Source organism: Pseudomonas sp. NFACC10-1, from assembly GCF_900119195.1.
Classification (GTDB): domain Bacteria; phylum Pseudomonadota; class Gammaproteobacteria; order Pseudomonadales; family Pseudomonadaceae; genus Aquipseudomonas; species Aquipseudomonas cerasi.
Genome location: NZ_FPJB01000003.1, coordinates 585564 through 610694, shown reverse-complemented (window position 1 = coordinate 610694; position 25131 = coordinate 585564). Strand labels below are relative to the sequence as shown.

The 25131-nt window shown below is 58.7% G+C and carries 28 protein-coding genes; 11 read left to right on the top strand and 17 right to left on the bottom strand.

Translation table 11 applies throughout. The features are described 5' to 3' along the window. The first annotated feature begins 227 nt into the window (after positions 1 to 227). The 6 genes from BT119_RS11470 to tsaA all read left to right on the top strand — a co-directional run bounded on the left by BT119_RS11470 (position 228) and on the right by tsaA (position 5564). Positions 228 to 1319, top strand: coding sequence for a catalase family protein (locus BT119_RS11470; RefSeq protein WP_072365707.1), 1092 nt, complete (start codon positions 228 to 230; stop codon positions 1317 to 1319). Between the two features lie 311 nt (positions 1320 to 1630). Beyond that, positions 1631 to 2974 carry a 30S ribosomal protein S12 methylthiotransferase RimO gene (gene rimO / locus BT119_RS11460; RefSeq protein WP_003433328.1) on the top strand — a complete coding sequence of 448 codons (1344 nt, stop codon included), beginning with the start codon at positions 1631 to 1633 and terminating at the stop codon, positions 2972 to 2974. 102 nt (positions 2975 to 3076) lie between these two features. Continuing rightward, on the top strand, positions 3077 to 3517 hold the full coding sequence (locus BT119_RS11455) for a GNAT family N-acetyltransferase (RefSeq protein WP_058416028.1): 441 nt from the start codon (positions 3077 to 3079) through the stop codon (positions 3515 to 3517). 92 nt (positions 3518 to 3609) lie between these two features. Beyond that, positions 3610 to 4320 (top strand): rRNA pseudouridine synthase, encoded by a 711-nt coding sequence (locus tag BT119_RS11450; RefSeq protein WP_003364769.1) that lies wholly within the window; start codon positions 3610 to 3612, stop codon positions 4318 to 4320. Positions 4321 to 4399: 79 nt separating this feature from the next. Next, on the top strand, positions 4400 to 4861 hold the full coding sequence (locus BT119_RS11445; protein WP_003433332.1) for a YehS family protein: 462 nt from the start codon (positions 4400 to 4402) through the stop codon (positions 4859 to 4861). 10 nt (positions 4862 to 4871) lie between these two features. Then, positions 4872 to 5564 (top strand): tRNA (N6-threonylcarbamoyladenosine(37)-N6)-methyltransferase TrmO, encoded by a 693-nt coding sequence (gene tsaA, locus BT119_RS11440; protein ID WP_003433334.1) that lies wholly within the window; start codon positions 4872 to 4874, stop codon positions 5562 to 5564. 96 nt (positions 5565 to 5660) lie between these two features. On the opposite strand, the gene fpr is transcribed toward tsaA, so the two are convergent. Further along, the gene (fpr, locus tag BT119_RS11435; RefSeq protein WP_002554680.1) at positions 5661 to 6440 is read right to left on the bottom strand and encodes a ferredoxin-NADP reductase; all 780 of its coding nucleotides are present in this window, start codon (positions 6438 to 6440) and stop codon (positions 5661 to 5663) included. Between the two features lie 123 nt (positions 6441 to 6563). Here fpr and BT119_RS11430 point away from each other — a divergent pair, with 123 nt between their 5' ends. After that, positions 6564 to 7490: a LysR family transcriptional regulator gene (locus BT119_RS11430; RefSeq protein WP_003339525.1), complete on the top strand. Its 927-nt coding sequence runs from the start codon at positions 6564 to 6566 to the stop codon at positions 7488 to 7490. A gap of 20 nt (positions 7491 to 7510) precedes the next feature. Here BT119_RS11430 and BT119_RS11425 read toward each other — a convergent pair whose 3' ends face one another. From BT119_RS11425 to BT119_RS11410, 4 genes are all read right to left on the bottom strand, one after another. Further along, entirely contained in the window at positions 7511 to 7876 is a 366-nt protein-coding gene (locus BT119_RS11425; RefSeq protein ID WP_003364775.1) for a diacylglycerol kinase, read from the bottom strand. Positions 7877 to 7957: 81 nt separating this feature from the next. Next, positions 7958 to 8605, bottom strand: a complete 648-nt coding sequence (erdR, locus tag BT119_RS11420; RefSeq protein WP_003433336.1) for a response regulator transcription factor ErdR — start codon at positions 8603 to 8605, stop codon at positions 7958 to 7960. A gap of 15 nt (positions 8606 to 8620) precedes the next feature. Continuing rightward, positions 8621 to 8803, bottom strand: a complete 183-nt coding sequence (locus BT119_RS11415) for a hypothetical protein (protein ID WP_072365702.1) — start codon at positions 8801 to 8803, stop codon at positions 8621 to 8623. 46 nt (positions 8804 to 8849) lie between these two features. Beyond that, complete coding sequence (locus BT119_RS11410) at positions 8850 to 9560, bottom strand: tRNA-uridine aminocarboxypropyltransferase (RefSeq protein WP_003433338.1); 711 nt, start codon at positions 9558 to 9560, stop codon at positions 8850 to 8852. 254 nt (positions 9561 to 9814) lie between these two features. On the opposite strand from BT119_RS11410, the gene BT119_RS11405 reads away from it, so the two are divergent. Together BT119_RS11405 and BT119_RS11400 are read left to right on the top strand one after the other, a co-directional pair. Further along, complete coding sequence (locus BT119_RS11405) at positions 9815 to 10231, top strand: quorum-sensing-regulated virulence factor family protein (protein WP_003364781.1); 417 nt, start codon at positions 9815 to 9817, stop codon at positions 10229 to 10231. A gap of 194 nt (positions 10232 to 10425) precedes the next feature. Next, positions 10426 to 11538: an LOG family protein gene (locus BT119_RS11400; RefSeq protein ID WP_072365700.1), complete on the top strand. Its 1113-nt coding sequence runs from the start codon at positions 10426 to 10428 to the stop codon at positions 11536 to 11538. 13 nt (positions 11539 to 11551) lie between these two features. On the opposite strand, the gene recX is transcribed toward BT119_RS11400, so the two are convergent. The 4 genes from recX to BT119_RS27185 form a co-directional block, all read right to left on the bottom strand. Further along, on the bottom strand, positions 11552 to 12019 hold the full coding sequence (gene recX, locus BT119_RS11395) for a recombination regulator RecX (protein WP_072365698.1): 468 nt from the start codon (positions 12017 to 12019) through the stop codon (positions 11552 to 11554). Positions 12020 to 12024: 5 nt separating this feature from the next. Further along, positions 12025 to 13089: a recombinase RecA gene (gene recA / locus BT119_RS11390; RefSeq protein ID WP_002554688.1), complete on the bottom strand. Its 1065-nt coding sequence runs from the start codon at positions 13087 to 13089 to the stop codon at positions 12025 to 12027. A gap of 93 nt (positions 13090 to 13182) precedes the next feature. Next, positions 13183 to 13698 (bottom strand): CinA family protein, encoded by a 516-nt coding sequence (locus BT119_RS11385; protein WP_003433344.1) that lies wholly within the window; start codon positions 13696 to 13698, stop codon positions 13183 to 13185. Between the two features lie 76 nt (positions 13699 to 13774). Next, positions 13775 to 14017: a damage-inducible protein CinA gene (locus tag BT119_RS27185; protein WP_158226020.1), complete on the bottom strand. Its 243-nt coding sequence runs from the start codon at positions 14015 to 14017 to the stop codon at positions 13775 to 13777. Positions 14018 to 14170: 153 nt separating this feature from the next. On the opposite strand from BT119_RS27185, the gene mutS reads away from it, so the two are divergent. Together mutS and fdxA are read left to right on the top strand one after the other, a co-directional pair. Further along, complete coding sequence (gene mutS / locus BT119_RS11380; protein ID WP_161937152.1) at positions 14171 to 16738, top strand: DNA mismatch repair protein MutS; 2568 nt, start codon at positions 14171 to 14173, stop codon at positions 16736 to 16738. Between the two features lie 259 nt (positions 16739 to 16997). After that, positions 16998 to 17321: a ferredoxin FdxA gene (fdxA, locus tag BT119_RS11375; RefSeq protein WP_003433347.1), complete on the top strand. Its 324-nt coding sequence runs from the start codon at positions 16998 to 17000 to the stop codon at positions 17319 to 17321. 545 nt (positions 17322 to 17866) lie between these two features. Here fdxA and rpoS read toward each other — a convergent pair. The 8 genes from rpoS to BT119_RS11335 all read right to left on the bottom strand — a co-directional run bounded on the left by rpoS (position 17867) and on the right by BT119_RS11335 (position 25103). Further along, positions 17867 to 18874, bottom strand: a complete 1008-nt coding sequence (gene rpoS / locus BT119_RS11370; protein WP_003364793.1) for an RNA polymerase sigma factor RpoS — start codon at positions 18872 to 18874, stop codon at positions 17867 to 17869. 103 nt (positions 18875 to 18977) lie between these two features. Then, on the bottom strand, positions 18978 to 19844 hold the full coding sequence (locus BT119_RS11365) for a peptidoglycan DD-metalloendopeptidase family protein (protein ID WP_003364795.1): 867 nt from the start codon (positions 19842 to 19844) through the stop codon (positions 18978 to 18980). A gap of 207 nt (positions 19845 to 20051) precedes the next feature. Beyond that, positions 20052 to 20687 carry a protein-L-isoaspartate(D-aspartate) O-methyltransferase gene (locus BT119_RS11360; RefSeq protein ID WP_003364797.1) on the bottom strand — a complete coding sequence of 212 codons (636 nt, stop codon included), beginning with the start codon at positions 20685 to 20687 and terminating at the stop codon, positions 20052 to 20054. Positions 20688 to 20728: 41 nt separating this feature from the next. Beyond that, positions 20729 to 21478: a 5'/3'-nucleotidase SurE gene (gene surE, locus BT119_RS11355; protein ID WP_003364800.1), complete on the bottom strand. Its 750-nt coding sequence runs from the start codon at positions 21476 to 21478 to the stop codon at positions 20729 to 20731. Then, the gene (gene truD / locus BT119_RS11350) at positions 21466 to 22524 is read right to left on the bottom strand and encodes a tRNA pseudouridine(13) synthase TruD (protein ID WP_003433352.1); all 1059 of its coding nucleotides are present in this window, start codon (positions 22522 to 22524) and stop codon (positions 21466 to 21468) included. Before truD ends, surE begins: the two co-directional genes overlap by 13 nt. Further along, complete coding sequence (gene ispF / locus BT119_RS11345) at positions 22521 to 22994, bottom strand: 2-C-methyl-D-erythritol 2,4-cyclodiphosphate synthase (RefSeq protein ID WP_058398124.1); 474 nt, start codon at positions 22992 to 22994, stop codon at positions 22521 to 22523. Before ispF ends, truD begins: the two co-directional genes overlap by 4 nt. A gap of 54 nt (positions 22995 to 23048) precedes the next feature. Next, positions 23049 to 23894: an S-formylglutathione hydrolase gene (gene fghA / locus BT119_RS11340; protein ID WP_058398125.1), complete on the bottom strand. Its 846-nt coding sequence runs from the start codon at positions 23892 to 23894 to the stop codon at positions 23049 to 23051. A 96-nt stretch (positions 23895 to 23990) separates the two neighbouring features. Then, positions 23991 to 25103, bottom strand: coding sequence for an S-(hydroxymethyl)glutathione dehydrogenase/class III alcohol dehydrogenase (locus BT119_RS11335; protein WP_003391047.1), 1113 nt, complete (start codon positions 25101 to 25103; stop codon positions 23991 to 23993). Positions 25104 to 25131: the final 28 nt, after the last annotated feature.

The window sequence follows — 25131 nt, the reverse complement described above, 5'->3', positions numbered from 1 at the left end:
GCATAACGCAGCACTCGTCGTAATTCTTGGTGAAACGCAGATGGTTATATCGATCCGGCCTGCCACCACGCCTTGATCACGGCCCCTTGAAGCAGTTTTTCGAAGCAACATTTCTCATGGAACGACAAAAATATCGGCCGGTCATTACTTAAGCCTGCCGCATCAGGGGTCTTCAAGAACCGCATCGACGCCAGGGCACCCTGATCCCCTCCCACCGAGATGCTCTGATGACCACACAAAACCTGACTGTCCAGCCGTTACCCTTCCAGCCCTTATTTGAAGTCGTTCCGGACGATGAAGCGCAGACCAGCAAAGAGCTGGTCGAAGCCATGCATTCCATCCTCGAGACCACGTATCAAGACACGGGGCACGCCATTCGCAGTGTGCACGCCAAGGCTCACGGCTTGCTTCACGGTCAGATTCAGGTCTACGGCGACCTGCCCGAGCCGTTGGCCCAGGGTGCCTTTGCCAGGCCCGGCAACTTCCCGGTCGTCATGCGCTTCTCGACCAACCCGGGCGACATTCTGGACGACAAGGTATCCACGCCCAGAGGCCTGGCCATCAAACTGGTCGGCGTTGAAGGCGCGCGCTTGCCTGGCAGCGCAGAGGCAACCACTCAGGATTTCGTCATGCAAAACGCCAAGGCCTTTACCGCCAAGGACCCCAAGGCCTTCCTGAAGACCTTGAAGTTGCTGGCCAAAACGACCGACAAGGCTCCGGGCATGAAACGTGCGTTGTCTGCCGTCCTGCGCGGCATTGAGTCGGTGATCGAGTCTGCAGGGGGCGAAAGTGGCACACTGAGAAGTCTCGGCGGGCACCCGATGACCCACATCCTCGGCGAGACGTTCTACACCGTCGTGCCTTTTCTGTACGGCCCCTACTACGCCAAGCTCAGCGTCGTGCCCGTCTCCGCCGAGCTGATTGCGCTGACCGACAAGGCGCTGGACCTCAAAGACAATCCGGACGGTCTGCGCGAAGCGGTCAAAGCGTTTTTTCTTGAACACGACGCCAGCTGGGAAGTCCGCGTTCAGCTGGCCACGGACTTGGAAAAAATGCCGATCGAGGACGCCTCGGCGATCTGGCCGGAAGACCTCAGCCCCTACGTCACCGTCGCTCGCATCGATGTGCCCCGCCAGTCGTCGTGGTCCGAGCAAAACGTTCAGGAAATTGACGAAGCCATGGCATTCAGCCCGTGGCACGGCCTTGAGGCGCATCGTCCATTGGGCGGCGTCATGCGCGTGCGCAAACCGGCCTATGAACACTCGGCGGGCTTTCGCAGTCAGCACAACGGCTGCCCGATGCACGAACCGCGGCGCTGAGAACATGTGAAAGTCAGTCCAGGCCTATTCATGCGGGCCTGGACTGCATTCAAAATGTCTCAGTCGCACGCTGCAACCTCGTCCATGCCCCTCAATACACTGCGTGTACCGGAGCTACTGTCGATCATAATGCGATCGAATGGGTGGGCGCTGGCCCCGTCTGCGTCTCGCGTACGTCGTAATTCTCATGCAAACGCTGGTCATCCTGTCCACTCACCGCTAGAATTGCGCACTTTTTGATCAGAGGCGCAGCAAGCGCCCAGTCAGCGCCTGCGCTTCGTGTCCGGGTGCCCTTCACGCCGAGGTTTGCCATGTCCACCGTCACCACGCCGTCCGCCCCCAAGGTTGGATTCGTTTCACTGGGTTGCCCAAAGGCACTCGTTGACTCTGAACGCATCCTGACCCAACTGCGCATGGAAGGTTACGAAGTCGTTGCGACCTACGAGGACGCCGACGTGGTGGTGGTCAACACCTGTGGCTTCATCGATACGGCCAAGGCCGAGTCGCTGGAAGTGATCGGCGAAGCCATCAAGGAAAACGGCAAGGTCATCGTTACCGGCTGCATGGGCGTCGACGCCAATGTCATCCGCGACGTACACCCCAGCGTGCTGTCGGTGACCGGCCCGCAGCAATATGAACAGGTGGTCAACGCGGTGCACGACGTAGTGCCGCCCCGTCAGGATCACAATCCGCTGATCGATCTGGTGCCGCCACAAGGTGTCAAACTGACCCCGCGTCACTACGCGTATCTGAAAATTTCCGAAGGCTGCAACCACAGTTGCAGCTTCTGCATCATCCCGTCGATGCGCGGCAAGCTGGTCAGCCGCCCGGTGGGCGATGTGCTGGACGAGGCCAAGCGCCTGGTAAAATCCGGCGTGAAGGAACTGCTGGTCATTTCCCAGGACACCAGCGCCTATGGCGTTGACGTCAAATACCGTACCGGTTTCTGGGACGGTCAGCCGGTCAAGACCCGCATGACCGAGCTGTGCCAGGCGCTGGGCTCGATGGGCGTCTGGGTGCGCTTGCACTATGTCTACCCGTACCCGCACGTCGACGAACTGATCCCGTTGATGGCCGCTGGCAAGATCCTGCCGTACCTGGACATCCCGTTCCAGCACGCCAGCCCGAAAATCCTCAAGCTGATGAAGCGTCCGGCCTTCGAAGACAAGACGCTGGCGCGCATCAAGAACTGGCGTGAGCAGTGTCCTGACCTGATCATCCGTTCGACCTTCATCGTCGGCTTTCCGGGCGAAACCGAAGAAGACTTCCAGTACCTGCTGGACTGGCTGACCGAAGCGCAGCTGGACCGGGTTGGCTGCTTCCAGTACTCGCCGGTTGAAGGCGCGCCCGCCAATCTGCTGGACGCGGCCATCGTGCCGGACGACGTCAAGCAGGATCGCTGGGATCGTTTCATGGCTCATCAGCAGGCAATCAGCGCTGCGCGCCTGCAGATGAAGATTGGCAAGGAAATCGAAGTGCTGATCGACGAAGTCGACGATCGTGGTGCCGTGGGCCGCTGCTTCTTCGACGCCCCGGAAATCGACGGCAACGTGTTCATCGGCCTGGAAGACGGCAGTACCGTTCAGCCCGGCGACAAGATCATGTGCCGGGTGACCGATGCCGACGAATACGACCTGTGGGCCGAGATGCTCTAAGCGCTCGCCCTGGTTGCAAACGAAAGCCCTGCCCTTTAACCGGCAGGGCTTTTTTGTCTCCGGCTGTTGTCTATCCAGGACCAGCTGAAAGGAGGACGCGAGATGCCGCTGTATACACCGGATACCCACGATTACCCGGAATTGACCGAGGTATGGGAACGCTCGGTGCGCGCGACCCATGACTTTCTGCCAGACGCCTACATCACCCGGCTCAAGGGGCTGCTGCCGCAGTATCTGGGCAGTGTGACCCTGTTCTGTACCCGGGATGAACAGCTCAACATCACCGGCTTTGCGGGCACGCGCAAGACCAGTCTGGATATTCTGTTCATCGAGCCGGACCATCGCGGCCAGACGCTGGGCACGCAGTTGCTGGCTCATGCAATCGAGCAGTTCAATATCCGTGAACTGGACGTCAACGAGCAGAATACGCAGGCGTTGGGGTTTTACCGCAGGTATGGTTTCGAGGTTGTCAGCCGCTCTGAAGTCGATGGCCTGGGCCAGCCTTACCCCATGCTCAGAATGCGCCTGATCGATCGTCAATGACATCGATTGCAACGCAGATGCAATGTTGCCGCGATTAACCGTCGCCAGACGGTTACAATGGCGACTTTATTTTAGCAAACGGCTTTTTTGTCATGACAGACCCCATTCGCCTTTCCAAACGCCTAATCGAGCTGGTCGGTTGCTCCCGCCGGGAGGCCGAGCTGTTTATCGAGGGCGGCTGGGTCACGGTGGACGGCGAGGTCATCGAAGAACCGCACTTCAAGGTCAGCACCCAGAAAATCGAACTCAGCCCGGACGCCAAGGCCGACGCCCCGGAGCCGGTGACGATCATCCTGCACAAACCCGCCTCGGCAAGCGCCGAAGAGGCTTTGCAGATGATCACTCCGGGCACGCTTTCCGTAGAGCACAGCTACAGCAAGCGTCCGCTCAAGGGCCACTTCATGCGCCTTGAGGCGATTTCAAGCCTGCAGGCCAACGCCAGCGGCTTGATGGTGTTCAGCCAGGACTGGAAGATCCTGCGCAAGCTCACCGATGACCGCAGCAAGATCGAGCAGGAATACGTGGTGGAGATCTCGGGCGAGATGGTTGCTCATGGCCTCAACCGGCTGAACCACGGCCTGACTTACAAAGGCAAGGAGCTGCCGGCCGTGAAAGCCAGCTGGCAGAACGAGAACCGCCTGCGCTTTGCGATGAAAAATCCGCAGCCCGGCATCATCGCCCTGCTGTGCGAGGCCGTCGGCCTGAAGATCGTCGCCATCCGCCGTATCCGTATTGGCGGCGTGTCCATGGGCAAACTGCCCGAGGGCCAGTGGCGCTACATGACGGCCAAGGAAAAGTTCTGACCCTCGCGCCACCCACCTTATTACAGCGCGCATGACCACCGTCATGCGCTGCCCTACGACTTATCAGGAACCACGCCTCATGATGAACAACGACGTACTGCGCAGCGTGCGCTACATGCTCGATATCAGCGACAGCAAGATTGTCGAGATCACCGCACTGACCGGTTTTGAAGTGTCGAAAAGCGATGTCATCGCGTTCATGAAAAAAGAGGAAGAAGAAGGCTACCTGGATTGCAGCGATGAAATCATGGCGCACTTCCTTGATGGCCTGGTCTACTTCAAGCGTGGCAAGGACGAAAGCCGTCCGCCACAGCCGATCGATTTGCCGATCACCAACAATATCGTCCTGAAAAAACTGCGCGTGGCGTTCGAACTGAAAGAAGATGACATGCACGCCATCCTCAAATCAGTCGACTTCCCGGTCTCCAAGCCAGAACTGAGCGCCCTGTTCCGCAAGGTCGGACACACCAACTACCGCGCCTGTGGCGATCAACTGCTGCGCAATTTCCTCAAGGGCCTGACCCTGCGCGTGCGTGGCTGAACCTGCCACGATGAGCTACAACGTCTCCCCTGTCGGCTTCGTGCGCTCCTGCTTCAAGGAGAAATTCGCCATCCCTCGCCAGCCACAACTGGCCCCGGCGGCCCGCGGGGTGCTGGAGTTGGTGGCACCGTTCGATCAGGGTGAAGCGGTTCAGGGGCTGGAACAGGTCAGTCACGTCTGGCTGCTGTTTCTGTTCCACCTGGCGCTGGAAGACAAGCCACGCCTGAAGGTGCGCCCGCCGCGCCTGGGTGGCAACCAGTCGATGGGCGTGTTCGCTACCCGCGCAACCCATCGTCCCAATGGCATCGGCCAGTCAGTGGTCAAGCTGGACAAGGTCGAGCCTGGGCGGCTCTGGCTGTCCGGCATCGACCTGCTGGATGGCACGCCGGTGCTGGACATCAAGCCCTACGTACCCTACGCCGATGCAATTGGCGATGCGACCAACTACATCGCCAGTGCTGCGCCAGCCCTGATACCGGTGCACTGGCAAGACGCCGCGCTGCAACAGGCTCGCGAACACGCGCTGCGCCTGAATGAGCCGCTGGTCGAACTGATCGAGCAGTGTCTGGCCCAGGACCCGCGCCCGGCCTATCAGCTGCCCACGCCGGAACGTCGCTATGGTGCTCAGTTCTGGGATCTGGACGTGCGTTGGCACTACCCGCAAGCGGGTGTGATTTGCGTGCTGGAAGTGCTGCTCGCCTGACGCTGCTGCTTGCCTAAACTGATCGAGGCGACAAATCCCGCGCAACAAAAACCCGCCTGATCCAGTCAAGGACGAGGCGGGTCTTGTGCAGCCGGTTTACTTCTCGACGAAAGCACGCTCGATCAGATAGTCGCCCGGCTCGCGCATACGCGGCGATACGGTCAGGCCGAAGCTGTTGAGCACTTCACTGGTCTCGTCGAGCATGCTTGGGCTGCCGCACAACATGGCACGGTCGTCCTGCGGGTTGATCGGCGGCAGGCCGATGTCGCTGAACAGCTTGCCGCTGCGCATCAGGTCGGTCAGACGACCTTCGTTCTCGAAGGGCTCGCGGGTGACCGTCGGGTAGTAGATCAACTTGTCACGCAGCGCTTCACCGAAGAATTCATTTTGCGGCAGATGCTCGGTGATGAATTCGCGATAGGCGACTTCGTTCACGTAACGCACGCCGTGGCAGAGTATGACTTTCTCGAAACGCTCGTAGGTTTCGGGATCTTGGATGACACTCATGAACGGCGCAAGGCCGGTGCCAGTGCTCAGCAGGTAAAGATGCTTGCCCGGCTTGAGGTCGTCCAGCACCAGCGTACCCGTAGGCTTCTTGCTGATGATGATTTCGTCACCTTCCTTGAGGTGCTGCAACTGGGAGGTCAGCGGGCCGTCCGGCACCTTGATGCTGAAGAACTCCAGATGCTCTTCCCAGTTCGGGCTGGCAATCGAATAGGCACGCATGAGCGGACGACCGTTTGGCTGCTGCAGACCGATCATCACGAATTGACCGTTCTCGAAACGCAAACCAGGGTCGCGGGTGCACTTGAAACTGAAGAGGGTGTCGTTCCAGTGGTGGACGCTGAGGACACGCTCGTGGTTCATGTTGCTCATGTACGTGGGGACTCCTGAAAAAATAGTGCGCGCAGAAGCACTGCGCTATTGCGCGACATTCTAGTGGCAGACACAATATCTGTTAAATGAATTATCAAGATATAGGTTATCGGTTATATAGATATGCGATTTACTCTCCGTCAGCTCCAGGTATTTGTGGCCGTCGCCCGGCAGGAAAGCGTCTCCAAAGCCGCGGTACTGCTTTCACTTTCGCAGTCGGCTGCCAGTACCTCCATCACCGAGCTGGAGCGCCAATCGAGCTGCCAGCTATTTGACCGCGCCGGCAAGCGCCTCAGCCTCAACGCCACCGGCAGGCAATTGCTGCCGCAAGCCGTCGCGCTGCTCGATCAGGCCAAGGAAATCGAAGACCTGCTCAATGGCAAGTCAGGCTTCGGCTCCCTGGCGGTCGGGGCTACGCTGACGATCGGCAATTACCTGGCGACGCTGCTGATCGGCGGCTACATGCAGCGCCATCCGGAAAGCCAGGTCAAGCTGCATGTCCAGAACACTGCGCATATCGTACAACAGGTCGCTCACTACGAGATCGATCTGGGCCTTATCGAAGGCGATTGCAGCCACCCGGACATCGAAGTGCAATCCTGGGTCGAAGACGAACTTGTGGTGTTCTGTGCCCCGCAGCATCCGCTGGCCAAACGCGCTCAGGTAACGCTGGAAGAGTTGACCCACGAAGCCTGGATCCTTCGGGAACAAGGCTCGGGCACGCGCCTGACGTTCGATCAGGCGATGCGTCATCACCGTAACGGGCTGAATGTCCGGCTGGAGCTCGAGCACACCGAAGCGATCAAACGTGCAGTCGAATCCGGGCTGGGCATTGGCTGCATCTCCAGACTGGCGCTGCGCGATGCCTTTCGTCGCGGCAATCTGGTGGAGCTGGCCACGCCCGAGCTGGACCTGGCCAGGCAGTTCTATTTCATCTGGCACAAACAGAAATACCAGACCTCAGCCATGCGCGAGTTTCTTGAGCTGTGCCGCGCATTCACCGCCGGAGTTCAGCGCAGCGACGAAATCGTGCTGCCAAGCCTGTATTGACGCGTCTGTATCGAAAGGCATCAGCCCAGCAGAATGATCGCCCACACCAGACCGATCATGCTCAGAGCGATGAACTGGGCAGCGCTGCCCATGTCCTTGGCGTTCTTGGACAGCGGGTGCAGGTCCAGCGAGATGCGGTCAATGGCCGCCTCTACGGCCGAGTTGAGCAGCTCGACGATCAGCGCCAGCAGGCACACGGCAACCAGCAGGGCATGCTCACCCTTGCTGACGTGCAGGAAAAACGACAGCGGGACCAGGACCACGTTGAGCAGTACCAACTGACGGAAAGCCGCTTCACCTTTGAAGGCAGCGCATAAACCGTCCAGTGAATAACCTGCGGCATTAAGAATACGTTTCAGACCGGTTTGGCCTTTGAAGGGCGACATAGAGAGGCTGCTGTGTAAAAAGATGAGGAAAGCTAAGGCAATAAAGGTCAAAAAAGCGTGAATACTGGAACCTGAAAGCCGTCAGCTGGACGAAATGGACTCAAGCTGCTGTAACAACAATGCTGCCTGGGTGCGCGTGCGTACGCCAAGCTTGCGGAAAATCGCCGTGACATGTGCCTTGATGGTGGCTTCCGACACGCTGAGTTCGGAAGCAATCTGCTTGTTTAGCAAGCCTTCACAAACCATCGTCAACACTCGAAACTGCTGCGGCGTCAGGCTGGCAAGGCCTGCGCTGGCGGCCTTTGCCTCGTCTGAAACACTGATCACTTCATTGACCTGCGGCGGCCACCAGACGTCACCATCAAGCACCGTGCGTACCGCCTGCTGAATGACTTCCAGCGAGCTGGATTTAGGAATGAAGCCACTGGCACCAAACTCTCTGGAGCGCACCACGATGGAGGCTTCTTCCTGCGCCGAGACCATCACCACCGGTATCTGCGGGTACTGGCCACGCAACAGGACCAGCCCGGAGAAGCCATAGGCCCCTGGCATGTTCAGGTCCAGCAGAACCAGATCCCAATCAGCCTTCTCCGCCAGGCGCGACTCAAGCTGGGCAATGCTTTCTGCCTCGACCAGCCGTGCGTCAGGCCCCAGACCGATGCTCAGCGCCTGATGCAGCGCACTGCGAAACAGGGGATGATCATCGGCGATCAGGATGTCGTAGGTCATGTAATGATCCTGTTTTTATAGTGAGGGACCGACGAATCGGCCACCCAGCGAGGCTGGCGAACGCGCAGTGCGCAACCCAAAGCGGGCGCCGGCGCAATGCCAGACCAGATGAATCGGCTTCCAGGCGGCGCCAAGCATGCCCAGCATGGCCATGACGGTCAAGCGCGAAGCGTCGATACCCGAGAACATAGATGGCAATTAGCCAAACCAGTGGACTTCGGCAGCCCCTTGTTATGAACAGCCTTCAAATGAACGCTTTCAAATGGGTATGCGCCACGTCGTCGGGATCAATCGGATTCTGATACTTGGCGCCCAGATAATGAGCGCTGAACACGTCCAGATAAGCATCCAGCACTCCGCTGGCGCTGGCATCACCGGCCAGCTCCAGACACAGGGCGGCCACTTCCGCCGTGCAGAAGTGATCGTCGCGCCTTGATCGACGCAAACGGTAGCGCGAGATCTGCTCGGGCTCCAGACTCAATACTGGAAAACGCTCCAGATAAGGGCTCTTGCGAAACATCTTGCGTGCTTCGGTCCAGGTGGCATCCAGCAGAATGAACAGCGGGCGCTTGCCATCCAGGCGCGAAACCTTATTCACCACGCGGTCCTCGGCAACAAACTCACCGGGAAAAACGATGTAAGGCTGCCACTGCGGGTCATCCAGCAAGGCGAGCAATTGCTCATCGACCTCTATCCGCGACCAGAGAAAGGCATGAGTGTCCTTGATGACGTCGGCGATCAGCCAGCCGGTGTTGGTCGGTTTCAAGGGCTCGGTGTCATACATCAGCAGGCAGATGCCTGACTCGGCAGCGACGCTGGGTCGCCATTCGCACAGGCAATAGCTGGAAATCACCCGGCAATCCGGGCAGCGCGGCGCTCGCGAGCCTCGGGCAATAAAAGGCCTGGTACTGCGGGCCAGACGCTCATCGCGCAGGCGGGAGACGGCATGGCTCATTACAGGACACGCCTGCGGGGGAAAGACATCGACACCACAAAGACTCGGCAGGATTAAAGTCCGCGCAGTTTATCAGAGCCCCGGCACTTCAACGCGCTTTCGGTCCGCAGGCCTGTTTTCGTACAGAGCCTAGGCCCGATGAAGGCTCCTGCTCTATACTGCTGCGCCATCGCACCCCGCGCTATCGGTGGGCTGCCCGGAACGCACTTTGAAGTCGCTGGTCCAACGGCCAGTTACTTAATCAGGAGAGTTTAATGCTGCGCCTTATCGTACCCACCCTTACGCTTTTGCTCGTTGCTCCACTGTGCGCCCAGGCGGCGTCGAAACAGGAGTTCGAACTCAGCAAGATGCTGGAAAAAGTCGCTAAGGAAAGCAGTGTCGGCACGCCGAGAGCGATCAACGAAGACATCCTCGATCAGGGTTACACCGTCACCGGCAACCAGTTGATCAACCACTTGAGCGTTCGTGAAGGCCAGGCTCAACAGATGCGCGCCAATCCGGACGTGATGCGCAACCAGTTAGGCAACAGCGTTTGCCACAACAATGGTTTCCGCCAGTTGATGACCAAGGGTGCCGTCCTCAAGTATCAGTTCACTGAGTACAAGACCAACCGCCCGGTTGCAACGCAAACCTTTCAGGCTTCCGACTGCACTGTAAAACCCAAGCAATAAGCCATATCCGACATGTAACCTCCCCCCCGCGCGCCTGTCCCTCAGGCGCGTCAGTCGAGCAACTCTCAAGACATCCTGCAACTAATCCACCTTGGCAATGAACAGGGAATGGGTAGCCTTTCGCTGCAAACCGGGACATCATCGATTCAACACGCCCCATCGGGCCATTGATCCAGCAGGAGGAAAAATCCCGAATGCCGTATGTACCTGACGATCTTCTATCCCGACACTTCCAACGCGACGGTCTCGACCTGACCAGCCAGATTGAAGAGCACATCAATGAGGTGGCTCCGGGCACGAAAAACCTGCCGCTGTACCGCGACATGATGCTCACGGTGTTGCGCATGGCCCAGGATGACCGCAACCGCTGGGACGTCAAGATAACGCTGCAAACCCTGCGCGAACTGGACAAGGCCTTTCGGGTGCTCGAGCGTTTCAAGGGCCGCCGCAAAGTCACTGTATTCGGCTCCGCTCGCACACCGGCGGAACATCCGCTGTACGCACAGGCCAGAGAGCTGGGTGAAAAGCTGGCCCGCTCCGACATGATGGTCATCACCGGCGCGGGCGACGGCATCATGGCGGCAGCCCATGCCGGCGCAGGCTTGAAACACAGCCTTGGGTTCAACATTACCCTGCCCTTCGAACAGCACGCCAATCCGACAGTGGAGGGCAGCGAAAACCTGCTGCCCTTCCACTTCTTCTTCACACGCAAGCTGTTCTTCGTCAAGGAAGCCGACGCGCTGGTGCTATGCCCCGGCGGCTTCGGAACTCTGGATGAAGCCCTGGAAGTGCTGACATTGATACAAACCGGCAAAAGCCCGTTGGTGCCTGTTGTATTGCTGGATACGCCTGGCGGAAGTTTCTGGCAAGGTGCACTGGACTTCATCAAGCATCAGTTGCAGGACAATCACTACATTCTGCCAGCCGACATGAAACTGATGAGGCTGGTCTACAGCGCCGATGAAGCGGTGGAAGAGATCAACCGGTTTTATGCCAACTTCCATTCCAGCCGCTGGCTGAAAAACAAGTTCGTGATCCGTATGCATCATGCGCTGAACGAACAGGCCCTGGAGCACATGCAGGAAGCGTTCGCTGACCTGTGCATCAATGAAAACTTTCATCAGCACAGTTATCAGGGCGAAGAGCACGATGAAGCGCAATTCAGTCACCTGACACGACTGGCGTTCACCTTCACAGGACGCAATCAGGGCAGGCTTCGGGAACTGGTGGATTACATCAATCAACAGGAAAACTGGGAAGACGCTTCAGTGACAAGGGACGCAGCTCGGAATCGGGCGCCACAGTAAGCGCCCTGATAGATCAGTCATCCCCGCCACGGCCGCTTAACAAGCGGCCGATCATTTCCAGCGGATAGCCGCGATAACCCAGAAAACGCCCCTGCTTGGCCCGCTCGCGCGCATCGACAGGCAGGGCACCGGCAAACTTGCGCTGCCAGAGTTCGTGAAGCTTCTCCTGCCAATCAACGCCGCACTCCCTGAGCGCCTGCTCAATGTCGGCACGTTGCAAGCCTCGCTGACCCAGCTCTTCGCGAATACGAACAGGACCGTAGCCCGAACGTGCCCGGTAAGAAACGAAGCTTTCGAGGTAACGGGATTCAGAGAGCAGACCTTCCTCGACCAGACGATCAAGGGCTGCATCGATAAGCTCGGGGGGAGCGCCGCGCTGACGCAGTTTACGCGTCAGCTCGACTCGACCGTGCTCGCGACGTGCGAGCAGGTCCATTGCAGTGCGCCGGACGGCGACGGGTGTATCGAGTACGGCAGGCATGGCTATCAGATATCGACATCTGCTTCAGACATGTCATCGGCAGCCACTGCTTCACGTGAGCCGACAGCCTTGGTATCGACCCCAGGGGTCAGCAACTTGTCGCGGATCTGCTTCTCGAGCGCCTTGCAGATTTCCGGGTTATCTGCCAGGAACTTGGCCGAGTTGGCCTTGCCCTGACCAATCTTGCTGCCCTGGTAGCTGTACCAGGCGCCGGACTTCTCGACAAAACCATGCAGAACGGCCAGATCGACGATTTCACCGTTCAGGTAGATACCCTTGCCGTAAAGAATCTGGAACTCGGCCTGACGGAACGGCGGAGCTACCTTGTTCTTCACGACCTTGACGCGGGTTTCGCTGCCGACAACTTCATCGCCTTCCTTGACCGCGCCTGTACGGCGGATGTCCAGACGTACCGAAGCGTAGAACTTCAGCGCGTTACCACCGGTGGTGGTTTCCGGGCTGCCGAACATCACGCCGATCTTCATGCGGATCTGGTTGATGAAGATCACCAGGCAGTTGGCGTTCTTGATGTTGCCGGTGATCTTGCGCAGCGCCTGGGACATCAGACGCGCCTGCAGACCCACGTGCATATCACCCATTTCGCCTTCGATCTCTGCCTTGGGTACCAGCGCAGCAACGGAGTCGACCACGATCACGTCGATGGCATTGGAGCGCACCAGCATGTCGGTGATTTCCAGCGCCTGCTCACCGGTGTCCGGCTGCGAAACCAGCAGGTCGTCGACGTTGACGCCCAGCTTGCCGGCGTATTCCGGATCCAGTGCGTGCTCGGCGTCGACAAAGGCACAGGTAGCACCCATTTTCTGGGCCTGAGCGATGACCGACAGCGTCAGTGTGGTTTTACCGGAAGACTCAGGACCGTAGATTTCCACGATCCGGCCTTTCGGCAGACCGCCAATACCGAGTGCGATATCCAGACCCAGCGAACCGGTGGAGATGGCAGGGATCGCCTGGCGATCATGATCGCCCATGCGCATCACGGCGCCTTTACCGAACTGACGCTCGATCTGACCCAAGGCCGCAGCCAAGGCTTTCTTCTTGTTGTCGTCCATTGAAGTCCTCACGTAATCAAATTCAATTAGGGCCTTGATGGCCACAACACCTGTATAAGTAGACAGTATTATTCCACAGCAGTGAGCGCGCGCCTACCCCTGTTTTGGCATTTCTCCGCGTGCAAGCTGTATCAGCCCGTGCAGCGCGGCTTCGACCGTCTGTCGACGGACCTGATCACGGTCGCCATCGAAGTGGCAACGCCGGGCGATCAGCGCATCATCCTTGCCCCAGCACAGCCACACAGTACCGACCGGTTTGTCCGGCGAACCGCCGCCAGGCCCCGCGACACCGCTGACCGCGACGGCGAATCGTGCACCGCTTTCACGCTGCGCGCCTCGCACCATGGCCTCGACAACCGGCTGACTGACCGCCCCGACCTGTGCGAACAACACCTCGGGCACCCCTAACTGGCGGGTCTTCTGGGCATTCGAATAGGTCACGTAGCCCGCTTCGAACCACGCCGAGCTGCCGGCAATGCGCGTGATCGCTTCGGCTATTCCGCCCCCCGTACAGGATTCGGCAGTGGTCACTTGCGCGCCCATTGCACCCAGAAGCCTGCCAAGCGTATCGGCAAGCCCGGTTATCTCATCCTCGGTGTAATCGTTCATGCTGGAAAGCCTGTAAAGGTGAATCCTGAGGCAGCGCACCTGCCGCGCAACGGGGCTGAGCATGCTGCTTTACTGGTCATTTTTCCTGCGCCCGGGCTTTTTGACCGTTTCCACCGTGGTTTCTCTCGGCCTTTTTCTGGCTTCTTCCAAAGGAATGAAGCGCCCGCTGACAGAGTCCCTTGCTCGTTTGTTCTTCATATAAAAATCCTTTTTTATAAGTTACCGCCCGGTTATCGGGTGGCAGCGATGAAAGTCTATACGCCAAATCGGGATGCATGGCTGTCTGGAAACGCCCGGTCACCAATACGCCGGAAGCCACGCGGTCACTGCACCACCCGGTCGAGCGTGATAACCTTGCCGCCATCGCACATACCCGGCAGACGCCCCTTGCTTCAGACAAGGGCCACCCGTCGCGTCTCAAGGTTGCCTCACTCCTCTCAAGAACTTGCCTAAGCCACTGATGAATAAAGCAATTTCCGACCTCTCCGCACACACTCCGATGATGCAGCAGTACTGGAAACTGAAAAACCAGCACCTGGATCAACTGATGTTTTATCGCATGGGCGATTTCTACGAGATCTTCTACGAAGATGCGAAGAAAGCCGCCAAGCTGCTCGATATAACCCTGACCGCACGCGGCCAGTCGGCAGGTCAGAGCATTCCCATGTGCGGGATTCCCTACCACGCAGCCGAGGGTTACCTGGCCAAGCTGGTGAAACTGGGCGAATCAGTGGTGATCTGCGAGCAGATCGGCGACCCGGCCACCAGCAAGGGGCCGGTGGACCGTCAGGTGGTGCGGATCATCACGCCAGGGACCATCAGCGATGAGGCATTGCTCGACGAGCGCCGCGATAACCTGATCGCCGCCGTGCTGGGTGACGAACGTCTGTTCGGCCTCGCGGTACTGGATATCACCAGCGGTAACTTCAGTGTGCTGGAGATCAAGGGCTGGGAGAACCTGCTGGCCGAGCTCGAGCGCATCAACCCGGTCGAGCTGTTGATCCCGGACGATTGGCCACAAGGTCTGCCTGCCGAGAAGCGCCGTGGTTCTCGACGTCGCGCGCCTTGGGATTTCGAGCGCGACTCAGCGCATAAAAGTTTGTGTCAGCAGTTTGCAACCCAGGACCTGAAGGGTTTCGGTTGCGAAAACCTGACGCTGGCCATCGGTGCTGCCGGCTGCCTGCTGAGCTATGCCAAGGAAACCCAGCGTACCGCCCTACCCCATCTGCGCAGCCTGCGTCACGAACGTCTCGACGATACCGTGATCCTCGATGCCGCCAGTCGCCGTAATCTGGAACTGGACACCAACCTGTCCGGAGGCCGTGACAACACCCTGCAATCGGTCATGGACCGCTGCCAGACCGCAATGGGGACACGGTTGCTGACCCGCTGGCTGAACCGGCCATTGCGCGACCTGACCATCCTTCAGGCACGCCAGACGTCGATCACCTGTTTTCTGGAACGCTATCGCTTCGAAAACCTGCAGCCACAGCTTAAGGAAATCGGCGACATCGAGCGGATTCTGGCGCGCATCGGCCTGCGTAACGCGCGGCCACGTGACCTCGCTCGCCTGCGCGACGCCCTGAGCGCCCTGCCCGAGTTGCAACAGGCGATGACCGATCTGGAAGCGCCGCATCTGCAGCAACTTGCGCAGACCGCCAGCACCTATCCCGAGCTGGCCGATCTGCTGCAGCGCGCGATCATCGACAACCCGCCAGCCGTCATTCGTGACGGTGGCGTTTTGAAGACTGGCTACGACGCTGAGCTGGATGATCTGCAGTCTCTGAGCGAAAACGCCGGCCAGTTCCTGATCGACCTGGAAGCCCGCGAAAAAGCCCGCACCGGTCTTGGCAACCTGAAAGTCGGCTACAACCGCGTACATGGCTACTTTATCGAGCTGCCAAGCAAGCAGGCCGAGCAGGCGCCGGCTGATTACATACGCCGCCAGACCCTGAAGGGCGCCGAGCGCTTTATCACACCCGAGCTCAAGGAGTTCGAAGACAAGGCGTTGTCGGCCAAGAGCCGCGCCTTGGCTCGGGAAAAGATGCTCTACGAAACGCTGCTCGAAGACCTGATCGGTCATCTTGCGCCGCTTCAGGATACGGCGGCGGCGCTGGCCGAACTGGACGTGCTGAGCAACCTTGCGGAGCGCGCGCTGAATCTGGACCTCAATTGCCCACGCTTTGTCGCCGAACCCTGCATGCGCATCGAGCAAGGCCGTCATCCGGTGGTGGAACAGGTTCTGAGCACGCCTTTCGTTGCCAACGACCTGGCGCTGGACGACAGCACTCGCATGCTGGTCATCACCGGCCCGAACATGGGCGGTAAATCGACCTATATGCGTCAGACGGCGCTGATCGTGCTGCTGGCCCATATCGGCAGCTTCGTGCCCGCTGCCAGCTGCGAACTGTCGCTGGTCGACCGGATCTTCACCCGCATCGGCTCCAGCGACGACCTGGCGGGCGGACGCTCGACGTTCATGGTCGAAATGAGCGAAACGGCAAACATCCTGCACAACGCTACCGATAAAAGTCTGGTGCTGATGGACGAAGTCGGGCGCGGCACCAGTACTTTCGACGGCCTTTCGCTGGCTTGGGCGGCAGCCGAGTGCCTCGCGCAGCTGCGCGCCTATACACTGTTCGCCACGCACTATTTCGAACTGACGGTATTGCCGGAAAGCGAACCGCTGGTGACCAATGTGCACCTCAACGCCACCGAGCATAATGAGCGCATCGTGTTCCTGCACCGGGTCCTGCCAGGGCCTGCGAGCCAGAGCTACGGTCTGGCCGTGGCGCAACTGGCCGGGGTGCCGGGCAAGGTCATCAGCCGCGCCAAGGAACACTTGCAGCGTCTGGAAACCACCAGCCTGCCGCACGAGCAGCCGCGCGCCAAACCCGGCAAGCCCGCAGTCCCGCAGCAGAGCGATATGTTCGCAAGTCTGCCGCACCCGGTGCTCGACGAGCTGTCGAAGGTCAAGGTCGACGATATGACCCCGCGGCAGGCGCTGGATTTGCTATACACATTGCAAACTCGCCTGTGACGCGAAGCGTTACATACTGTTAGAATCCCGCGCGGTTTGGGACGCTCTCGGCTTTTAGCCTGGTCGAGGCGTTTTTCGAGCCGCGTGAAAATGCAGCGAACCATCGGTAGGTAGCAGGGACAGGTAGCAGACGCCGCAGTCTTACCGCTTCAAGGCCACCCACCAAAAGCACGTGTTTTCATAGGGCCGGGAAACCTCCCGAACCTGGCACCCCTGTCTGGAAGGGCTCTGCCGCAGCCGCCTGAGGAGAAAATTAGAAATGACCTTCGTCGTCACCGACAACTGCATCAAGTGCAAGTACACCGACTGCGTAGAAGTCTGTCCGGTGGACTGCTTTTACGAAGGCCCGAATTTCCTGGTGATCCACCCGGACGAGTGCATCGACTGCGCGCTCTGCGAGCCAGAGTGCCCTGCCGTAGCCATTTACTCGGAAGACGAGATCCCTGCCGGCATGGAAAACTTCATCGAGCTCAACGCCGAGCTTGCCGAAGTCTGGCCCAATATCACCGAAAAGAAAGACGCTATGCCGGAAGCGGCAGAGTGGGATGGCAAAACCGGCAAGATCGCTGATCTGGAACGCTAGATTCCAGACAGACAAAAGGCCCTCAAGAGGGCCTTTTTTATTGAATGCGCTTTTCTGCAGACAAAAAAAGGGGCGGTATAACCCGCCCACGTTTTTCCCTGATCCCTGTATTCCCTTGTCATCATCCTGATGAATCGCATCCCGCGATGTCCTTGACCGTCATCCTTGATGGCCCGTGCCTGTCCGTTGGCACAGCTTCGATATTAGAGATTTAACCCTGGAGAGCAACACCCGAAACGCTCCAGAATATTTCCCGGTCGATTGTTTTACAGGATTAAAACCTTTTCTAAAACAAAGCCTTGCAACGAAAAAACCGTGAAATTGGCGACTAGCCTTACTCCGATTACCTGAATGACTTACAGCAAGCGTGCGCAATGACTTACAGGCTTTGAACCTTCCAAGTACACCGACCGCGAGATTGAACAGGCAAAACCGTATTGGCGGGTCCCGTGAGCAGCAATATTGAAATGACGAAAGACATATAAAAAGGCCGATATACACACACTGTGTTATATCGGCCCTGGATGGATGCTGCAGAGGGGGGATTACTGGAAGAGGGATTCGCTGGACAGACCATTTTTCTCGAGGATCTCACGCAGACGCTTGAGTCCTTCAACCTGAATCTGCCTTACACGCTCACGCGTCAGGCCGATCTCAAGCCCTACATCTTCAAGCGTGCTGCTTTCATGCCCGCGCAAACCGAAGCGGCGAATCACCACCTCGCGCTGCTTCTCGGTCAGTTCAGACAGCCATTGATCGATACTCTGTGAGAGATCGTCGTCCTGCAGCAACTCGCAGGGGTCTGTCGGACGGTCGTCGGTCAAGGTATCGAGCAGCGTCTTGTCCGAATCCGGGCCCAGCGAAACGTCCACTGACGAAACACGCTCGTTCAAGCCCAGCATGCGCTTGACCTCGCCTACCGGTCTTTCCAGCAGGTTGGCGATCTCTTCAGGAGAAGGTTCGTGATCCAGCTTCTGGGTCAGCTCTCTGGCCGCACGCAGATAAACGTTCAGCTCCTTGACCACATGAATCGGCAGTCGGATGGTCCGCGTCTGATTCATGATCGCGCGTTCAATGGTCTGACGAATCCACCAGGTGGCGTAGGTAGAGAAACGAAAACCGCGCTCCGGGTCGAACTTCTCAACCGCCCTGATCAACCCCAGGTTGCCCTCCTCGATCAGATCAAGCAATGACAGCCCACGATTGACATAGCGTCTGGCAATTTTCACTACCAGCCGCAGATTGCTTTCAATCATGCGTTTGCGCCCGGCCGGATCTCCACTTTGCGACAGACGCGCAAAATGCACTTCTTCTTCCGGGGACAATAGAGGAGAAAAACCGATTTCATTGAGGTACAGCTGGGTAGCATCAAGCGCCCGCGTGTAGTCAATGTACTTGTGTTGTTTGAGCGATGTTGATTGCTTGACCTTGGTACGTCCCGAGACAGCGGCTGGCTGCTTCTCGTTTGACGCTTCCTTCAGGACAATGCCGGCTTCCATAAGGAGCACTTCATCATCGATGTCAAACTCCGGCGCTTCGTTGCCAAGAGCCATTGTTTTAGTCCTTTGGTGAGTTCGACCTCAAGCTCCAGCATCGCCTGGTTCCATGGCAACGCTTGAGCCTGTTCCTATTACGCCTGGAACAGGCTGGCAACTATCAACGACGTGGCAAGAATCCTAACGGATCTACAGGTTTCCCTTGGCGGCGAATCTCAAAATGCAGTTTCACCCGGTCAGTTCCTGTTGACCCCATTTCGGCAATCGTCTGCCCTGCCTTGACCTGTTGTCCTTCCCGTACCAAAAGCCTGCGGTTATGACCGTAGGCACTGACGTAGGTATCGCTGTGTTTGATGATGATCAATTCGCCGTAGCCCCGTAATCCACTTCCGGCGTAAACAACTGAACCATCAGACGCTGCCAAAACAGGCTGTCCCAAATCACCAGCGATATCAATTCCTTTATTCAAACTGCCGTTTGAGGAAAATTTTCCTATCAAAATGCCACTCGAAGGCCAGGTCCAACCTGTCGGGGACTTGCCGGCCGGGCCTGTCCCGGTGGTCGCCGAGGGAGGTATAACCACAGGTACAACCGCAACAGGTTTGGACATAACCGTGGTTTTGACGGATCCGGAACTGCTGGTAGTGGTTGACGTGGACGTCACTGGACGCCCGGCGCCCGACGTTGAAACCACGCTCGGTGTTGAAGAGGAGCGTCCGTCAAAGCGAATTGTCTGACCAGGCTTGATGGTAAACGGCTCCGGGATCTGGTTACGGGCAGCCAGCGCCTTCCAGTCCCAGCCGTAACGAAATGCAATGGAAAAAAGTGTGTCACCGCGCCTGACCACGTATTGGCCAGTGGTCACCGTCGGACGCTGGGCTACGGCATTGCCGTTGCGATCAACGACGCGAACGCCGCCTGAGGGCGAGCTGGAGCAGCCGACCAAAAGGACACTGAGAGCAATGCCAATCACCAGACGCTGATAACTTCTTGAAGACCTGAGCTGCTGAATGACTGTGAGACTCACCCGCCACTCCCTTTACTGGTGACTGAATTCAAAAAAGATGCCTATTGTGCCGTAATAGCGACGGGCAGCCAGTGATATCCGCTGAAAAACGCTGTTAAGTATCAATCAGCTGCATGGAAATGATGCCATCAGGCCATTCAACATTCCGGGCCGCGCGCTGTAGACAGATGACTGACGCCAGAATTCATTGTTTACCGCAGACAATCTTCAAGCGATGGGTCCATTGAGCAATGGCACGAAGCGCACAGCCCCCAGCACGTGCCGGGAAAAACCGTGTTCCTCACGGATGATCAGCATCAACTGCTGAACCTCCCCCGAGCCCACGGGAATGACCAGACGGCCTCCCGGTGCCAGCTGATCGAGCAATGCCTGCGGTACATCGGTTGCCACCGCCGTGACGATGATGCCGTTATAGGGCGCCAGGGCTGGCCAGCCTTCCCAGCCGTCACCCCAGCGGAACACCACGTTGCGCAGATTGAGCTCGACCAGACGTTCCTTGGCGCGATCCTGAAGCACCTTGATGCGCTCGACCGAGAACACTCGTTCTACCAGCTGCGCCAGCACAGCAGTCTGATAGCCTGACCCCGTACCGATCTCCATGACCTTGTCCAGCGGCCCGGCTGCCAACAGCAGCTCGCTCATCCGCGCGACCATGTAAGGCTGGGAAATGGTCTGGTTGTGACCGATGGGCAATGCGGTGTCTTCGTAGGCGCGATGCGCCAGCGCTTCATCGACAAACAGATGCCGTGGCGTCTTGCGAATGACGTCCAGTACCCGCTGGTTGGAAATGCCCTCTTCACAGAGGCGCTGAATCAGACGCTCGCGGGTACGCTGCGATGTCATTCCGATCCCTCGACGCAATAAATCATCCTGCTCGCGTGACATCAACGAAGTCCCTCCAGCCAGGTGTTCAGGCTGCTGAATCCGTCCTGATAGGTTCTATCCAGCTGCAACGGCGTGATCGATACATAGCCTTGTACGACCGCATGAAAGTCGGTCCCGGCGCCGCCGTCCTCGACATCACCGGCAGCAGCGATCCAGTAGCCAGCGCGGCCACGCGGGTCGACGACCTTGATCGGCGCCGCAGCGCGGGCACGATGCCCCAATCGGGTCAGTTGAATGCCGCGGATGTGCTCGAGCGGCAGGTTGGGAATATTCACGTTCAATACCGTGCGGGGTGGCAGGTCGAGTTGCTCATGGGCCTCGACCAGCAAGCGCGCGTAATGCGCCGCCGTCGCCAGATTATCCGGCTGACGTGACAGAAACGAAAAGGCAAACGACGGGCGCTGCAGAAAACGCCCTTCAAGCGCTGCGGCGACCGTTCCGGAATACAGTACATCGTCGCCCAGATTAGCCCCCAGGTTAATGCCTGAAACCACCATGTCCGGTTGCCGCTCCAGTAGCCCGTGAATGCCCAGATGCACACAATCGGTGGGCGTACCGTTGACACTGATGAAGCCGTTTTCCAGGGTGTGCGGATGCAAGGGCCGGTCGAGTGTCAGAGAACTGCTGGCACCACTTTTGTCCTGATCAGGCGCAATCACCACGCAGTCGGCGTAGTTCGCCAACGCCGCATGGAGCGCGACAAGACCGGGCGCATTCACCCCGTCATCATTTGATATCAGAATACGCATGAGCTGTCCGTCTGCCCAACCGGCACCAGATCGATGAGTTCGCGTACCAAGACGGTCGCAAAGCATCCGGGCGGAAGGACGAATTCCAGTTGCAGAATGTCAGACTCGGGATAATGCCACGTCAGCCGCCCAATGGGCAGTCGCAGGATGCGACGTTCGTGCTCCATGCCCGCTCTGACCAGCCAGTCACGCAACACGGATTCGTCATCGGCAACGGTATTTTCCAGCGCTGCCGTCGCACCGCCAGCTGGCGAAGGGCCTTCACCCCACTGAGGACCGGTGGGGTGCAGATCGAGGATCGCCAGACGAGGATCGCTGCATTCATCCAATCCGGCCGGGAAAAAACTGCGACTGTCGGTGAACGCAAGCAAATCCCCGACCTGAGCCTTCTGCCAGCTGCCATCGGCAACCCGGGCGGCCAACACCCGGTTGAACAGGTAACTGCGCGCCGTGGACAACAGTCGCGAACGCACGGCGCGCTGCTCAGGCAGCGCCTTGCGGGCGGCGTAATCGCGTGCCTCGCCAAGATTTCCGCCCTGATAGCCAAAACGCTGCGTGCCGAAATAATTGGGGATGCCCTGCCGGGCAATGGTTTCAAGGCGCTGATTCAACGCGCCCTGATCTGCATCCAGCTGAGTCAGACGCAGGGTGAAGCCATTGGCCGCATGGGCGCCACGTTGCAGCTTGCGTTTGTGACGACCGCTTTTGAGAATCTTCAGCGTGTCGTCCTGCGCAGCAGACAGATCAGGATCGGCCTTGCCCGGCAGTTGAATACTGAACCACTGACGGGTCAATGCCTGGCGATCCTTGAGACCGGCGTAGCTGACTGTGCGCAACTGAACGCCCGCAGCCCGGGCCAGCCGGCGCGCCGCCTCTTCCGTGTTCAGGCCGCGTTTCTCGACCCATAGCCACAAGTGCTCGCCATCCCCGGAAAGCGGAATGTCCAGCACTTCATCGACCTGAAAGTCTTCGGCAGTCGCCTTGAGCACTGCACGCCCCAGTGCATCGCCGTAAGCTCGCGGGCCCAGCAGTTCAAGTTCATTCATGCGCGCAGCAACAACGCAACGGCATGCACCGCGATGCCTTCTTCACGCCCGGTAAAGCCAAGCTTTTCGGTCGTTGTGGCCTTGACGTTGACCTGATCCAGCTCAACATGAAGGTCTTCGGCGATCAATGCACGCATGGCATCGATGTGCGGTGCCATTTTCGGTGCCTGAGCGACGATGGTCGCGTCGACATTACCGACCTTCCAGCCTTTGCCATGGATCAGCGTGAGGACATGACGCAGCAGCACGCGGCTGTCGGCGCCCTTGAACCGCGGGTCGGTGTCAGGAAAGTGCTTGCCGATATCGCCCAGCGCTGCGGCGCCCAGAAGCGCGTCGCTCAAGGCATGCAGCAGGACATCGCCATCGGAATGGGCCAGCAGGCCGAACCCGTGTGCAATCCGCACGCCGCCCAAGGTAATGAAGTCGCCTTCAGCGAAACGGTGCACATCATAGCCATGGCCAATACGCATAAAAAAAACGCCCTGAAAAAAGTCAGGGCGTGATTCTACCTGCTTTGGCGCGCGTTAGCTGTTCAAGGCTGCAGCGTGATGCCTGAGATGGTCTTCGATGAAGCTGGCGATGAAGAAATAGCTGTGGTCGTAACCTGGCTGCATGCGCAGGGTCAGCGGGTAATCCGCAGCCTTGGCCGCCTGAACCAGCACCTCGGGTTTGAGCTGGTTGACCAGAAAATCATCACGATCGCCCTGATCGACCAGGGTCGGCAGCTTTTCGGACGCCTGCGCAATCAGCACGCTGGCATCCCACTCGCGCCAGCGAGAACGGTCTTCGCCCAGATAACGGGAGAATGCCTTTTGCCCCCAGGGGCAATCGATCGGATTACTGATCGGCGAAAACGCCGACACCGAGCGATAGCGGCCAGGATTGCGCAATGCGCAGACCAGCGCGCCGTGACCGCCCATCGAGTGGCCGCTGATACTGCGCACCTGCGACGCCGGGAAATGCCCCTCGATCAACGCCGGCAGTTCCTTGACCACGTAATCATGCATTTGGTAATGCCGCGCGTAAGGCTGCTCGATAGCGTTAAGGTAGAAGCCCGCGCCCTGACCGAAGTCCCAGGCGCCGTCAGGGTCATCTGCCACGTCGGCACCGCGCGGACTGGTATCAGGCGCCACGATGATGATGCCCAGCTCGGCCGCCAGTCGATGGGCCGCTGCTTTCTGCATGAAGTTCTCATCCGTGCAGGTCAGGCCGGACAGCCAGTACAACACCGGCAGCTTGCCGCCCTGCTCCGCCTGTGGCGGCAGGTAGACGGCAAACACCATGTCGCAACCGAGCACTTGAGAATGATGCTTGTAGCGCTTGTGCCAGCCGCCGAAACTCTTTTGGCAGGAAATATTTTCCAAAGGCATAGGGTTTCCTCCAGTTGCAGGCGTCAAGCCTCAGGCTGCAGGCATGGACCAGAGCATCCTGCTTGCTGCTTGAAGCCGAGCGCCTGCCGCTGCTCCTTAAAAATGAATGACCGTGCGGATGCTTTTGCCTTCATGCATCAGGTCGAATGCCTTGTTGATGTCTTCCAGGCCCATGGTGTGGGTGATGAACGTATCCAGCGGGATTTCACCGGTCTGCGCCATGTCCACGTAGCTTGGCAATTCGGTACGACCACGCACGCCACCAAATGCCGAACCGCGCCAGACGCGCCCGGTCACCAGCTGGAACGGACGAGTAGCGATTTCCTGACCGGCACCGGCCACGCCGATGATGACCGACTCGCCCCAGCCCTTGTGGCAGGATTCCAGCGCTGCACGCATCAGTTGCACATTACCGATGCACTCAAACGAGAAGTCGACGCCGCCATCGGTCATGTCGACAATGACTTCCTGGATCGGACGGTCGAAATCCTTCGGGTTGACGCAATCAGTCGCGCCCAGCTGTTTGGCGATTTCGAACTTGGCCGGGTTGATGTCGATGGCAATGATTCGAGCTGCCTTGGCTTTGACCGCACCGATCAATGCCGAAAGGCCAATACCGCCCAGGCCGAAGATGGCCACGGTATCGCCAGGCTTGACCTTGGCGGTGTTGAGCACCGCACCGATACCGGTGGTGACACCGCAACCCAGCAGGCAGACCTTTTCCAGCGGTGCCTGCTTGTCGATTTTGGCCACCGAGATTTCCGGCAGTACGGTGTACTCGGAGAAGGTCGATGTGCCCATGTAGTGGAAAATCGGCTCGCCCTTGTAGGAAAAGCGCGTGGTGCCATCCGGCATCAGGCCCTTACCCTGAGTGGCACGAATCGCCTGACACAGGTTGGTCTTGCCCGAGCGGCAGAACTTGCACTGACGGCATTCCGGGGTGTACAGCGGAATCACGTGGTCGCCGACCATCACCGAGGTCACGCCCTCTCCCACCGCTTCGACAATCGCACCGCCTTCGTGACCGAGGATCGACGGGAAAATCCCTTCAGGGTCAGCCCCGGACAGGGTGTAGGCATCGGTGTGGCAGACGCCGGAGGCTACTACTCTGAGCAGCACTTCTCCCGCCTTGGGCATGGCGACATCGACTTCAACGATCTCCAATGGCTTTTTGGCTTCAAAAGCGACAGCAGCGCGCGACTTGATCATCAATCTTCTCCGACGGGTAAAAACAAGG

Bases quoted from the DNA above. Each gene is read 5' to 3' on its own strand.
- BT119_RS11470 (WP_072365707.1), top strand. From the start codon at position 228: ATGACCACACAAAACCTGACTGTCCAGCCGTTACCCTTCCAGCCCTTA.
- rimO (WP_003433328.1), top strand. From the start codon at position 1,631: ATGTCCACCGTCACCACGCCGTCCGCCCCCAAGGTTGGATTCGTTTCA.
- BT119_RS11455 (WP_058416028.1), top strand. From the start codon at position 3,077: ATGCCGCTGTATACACCGGATACCCACGATTACCCGGAATTGACCGAG.
- BT119_RS11450 (WP_003364769.1), top strand. From the start codon at position 3,610: ATGACAGACCCCATTCGCCTTTCCAAACGCCTAATCGAGCTGGTCGGT.
- BT119_RS11445 (WP_003433332.1), top strand. From the start codon at position 4,400: ATGATGAACAACGACGTACTGCGCAGCGTGCGCTACATGCTCGATATC.
- tsaA (WP_003433334.1), top strand. From the start codon at position 4,872: ATGAGCTACAACGTCTCCCCTGTCGGCTTCGTGCGCTCCTGCTTCAAG.
- fpr (WP_002554680.1), bottom strand. From the start codon at position 6,440: ATGAGCAACATGAACCACGAGCGTGTCCTCAGCGTCCACCACTGGAAC.
- BT119_RS11430 (WP_003339525.1), top strand. From the start codon at position 6,564: ATGCGATTTACTCTCCGTCAGCTCCAGGTATTTGTGGCCGTCGCCCGG.
- BT119_RS11425 (WP_003364775.1), bottom strand. From the start codon at position 7,876: ATGTCGCCCTTCAAAGGCCAAACCGGTCTGAAACGTATTCTTAATGCC.
- erdR (WP_003433336.1), bottom strand. From the start codon at position 8,605: ATGACCTACGACATCCTGATCGCCGATGATCATCCCCTGTTTCGCAGT.
- BT119_RS11410 (WP_003433338.1), bottom strand. From the start codon at position 9,560: ATGAGCCATGCCGTCTCCCGCCTGCGCGATGAGCGTCTGGCCCGCAGT.
- BT119_RS11405 (WP_003364781.1), top strand. From the start codon at position 9,815: ATGCTGCGCCTTATCGTACCCACCCTTACGCTTTTGCTCGTTGCTCCA.
- BT119_RS11400 (WP_072365700.1), top strand. From the start codon at position 10,426: ATGCCGTATGTACCTGACGATCTTCTATCCCGACACTTCCAACGCGAC.
- recX (WP_072365698.1), bottom strand. From the start codon at position 12,019: ATGCCTGCCGTACTCGATACACCCGTCGCCGTCCGGCGCACTGCAATG.
- recA (WP_002554688.1), bottom strand. From the start codon at position 13,089: ATGGACGACAACAAGAAGAAAGCCTTGGCTGCGGCCTTGGGTCAGATC.
- BT119_RS11385 (WP_003433344.1), bottom strand. From the start codon at position 13,698: ATGAACGATTACACCGAGGATGAGATAACCGGGCTTGCCGATACGCTT.
- fdxA (WP_003433347.1), top strand. From the start codon at position 16,998: ATGACCTTCGTCGTCACCGACAACTGCATCAAGTGCAAGTACACCGAC.
- rpoS (WP_003364793.1), bottom strand. From the start codon at position 18,874: ATGGCTCTTGGCAACGAAGCGCCGGAGTTTGACATCGATGATGAAGTG.
- BT119_RS11360 (WP_003364797.1), bottom strand. From the start codon at position 20,687: ATGACATCGCAGCGTACCCGCGAGCGTCTGATTCAGCGCCTCTGTGAA.
- surE (WP_003364800.1), bottom strand. From the start codon at position 21,478: ATGCGTATTCTGATATCAAATGATGACGGGGTGAATGCGCCCGGTCTT.
- truD (WP_003433352.1), bottom strand. From the start codon at position 22,524: ATGAATGAACTTGAACTGCTGGGCCCGCGAGCTTACGGCGATGCACTG.
- ispF (WP_058398124.1), bottom strand. From the start codon at position 22,994: ATGCGTATTGGCCATGGCTATGATGTGCACCGTTTCGCTGAAGGCGAC.
- fghA (WP_058398125.1), bottom strand. From the start codon at position 23,894: ATGCCTTTGGAAAATATTTCCTGCCAAAAGAGTTTCGGCGGCTGGCAC.
- BT119_RS11335 (WP_003391047.1), bottom strand. From the start codon at position 25,103: ATGATCAAGTCGCGCGCTGCTGTCGCTTTTGAAGCCAAAAAGCCATTG.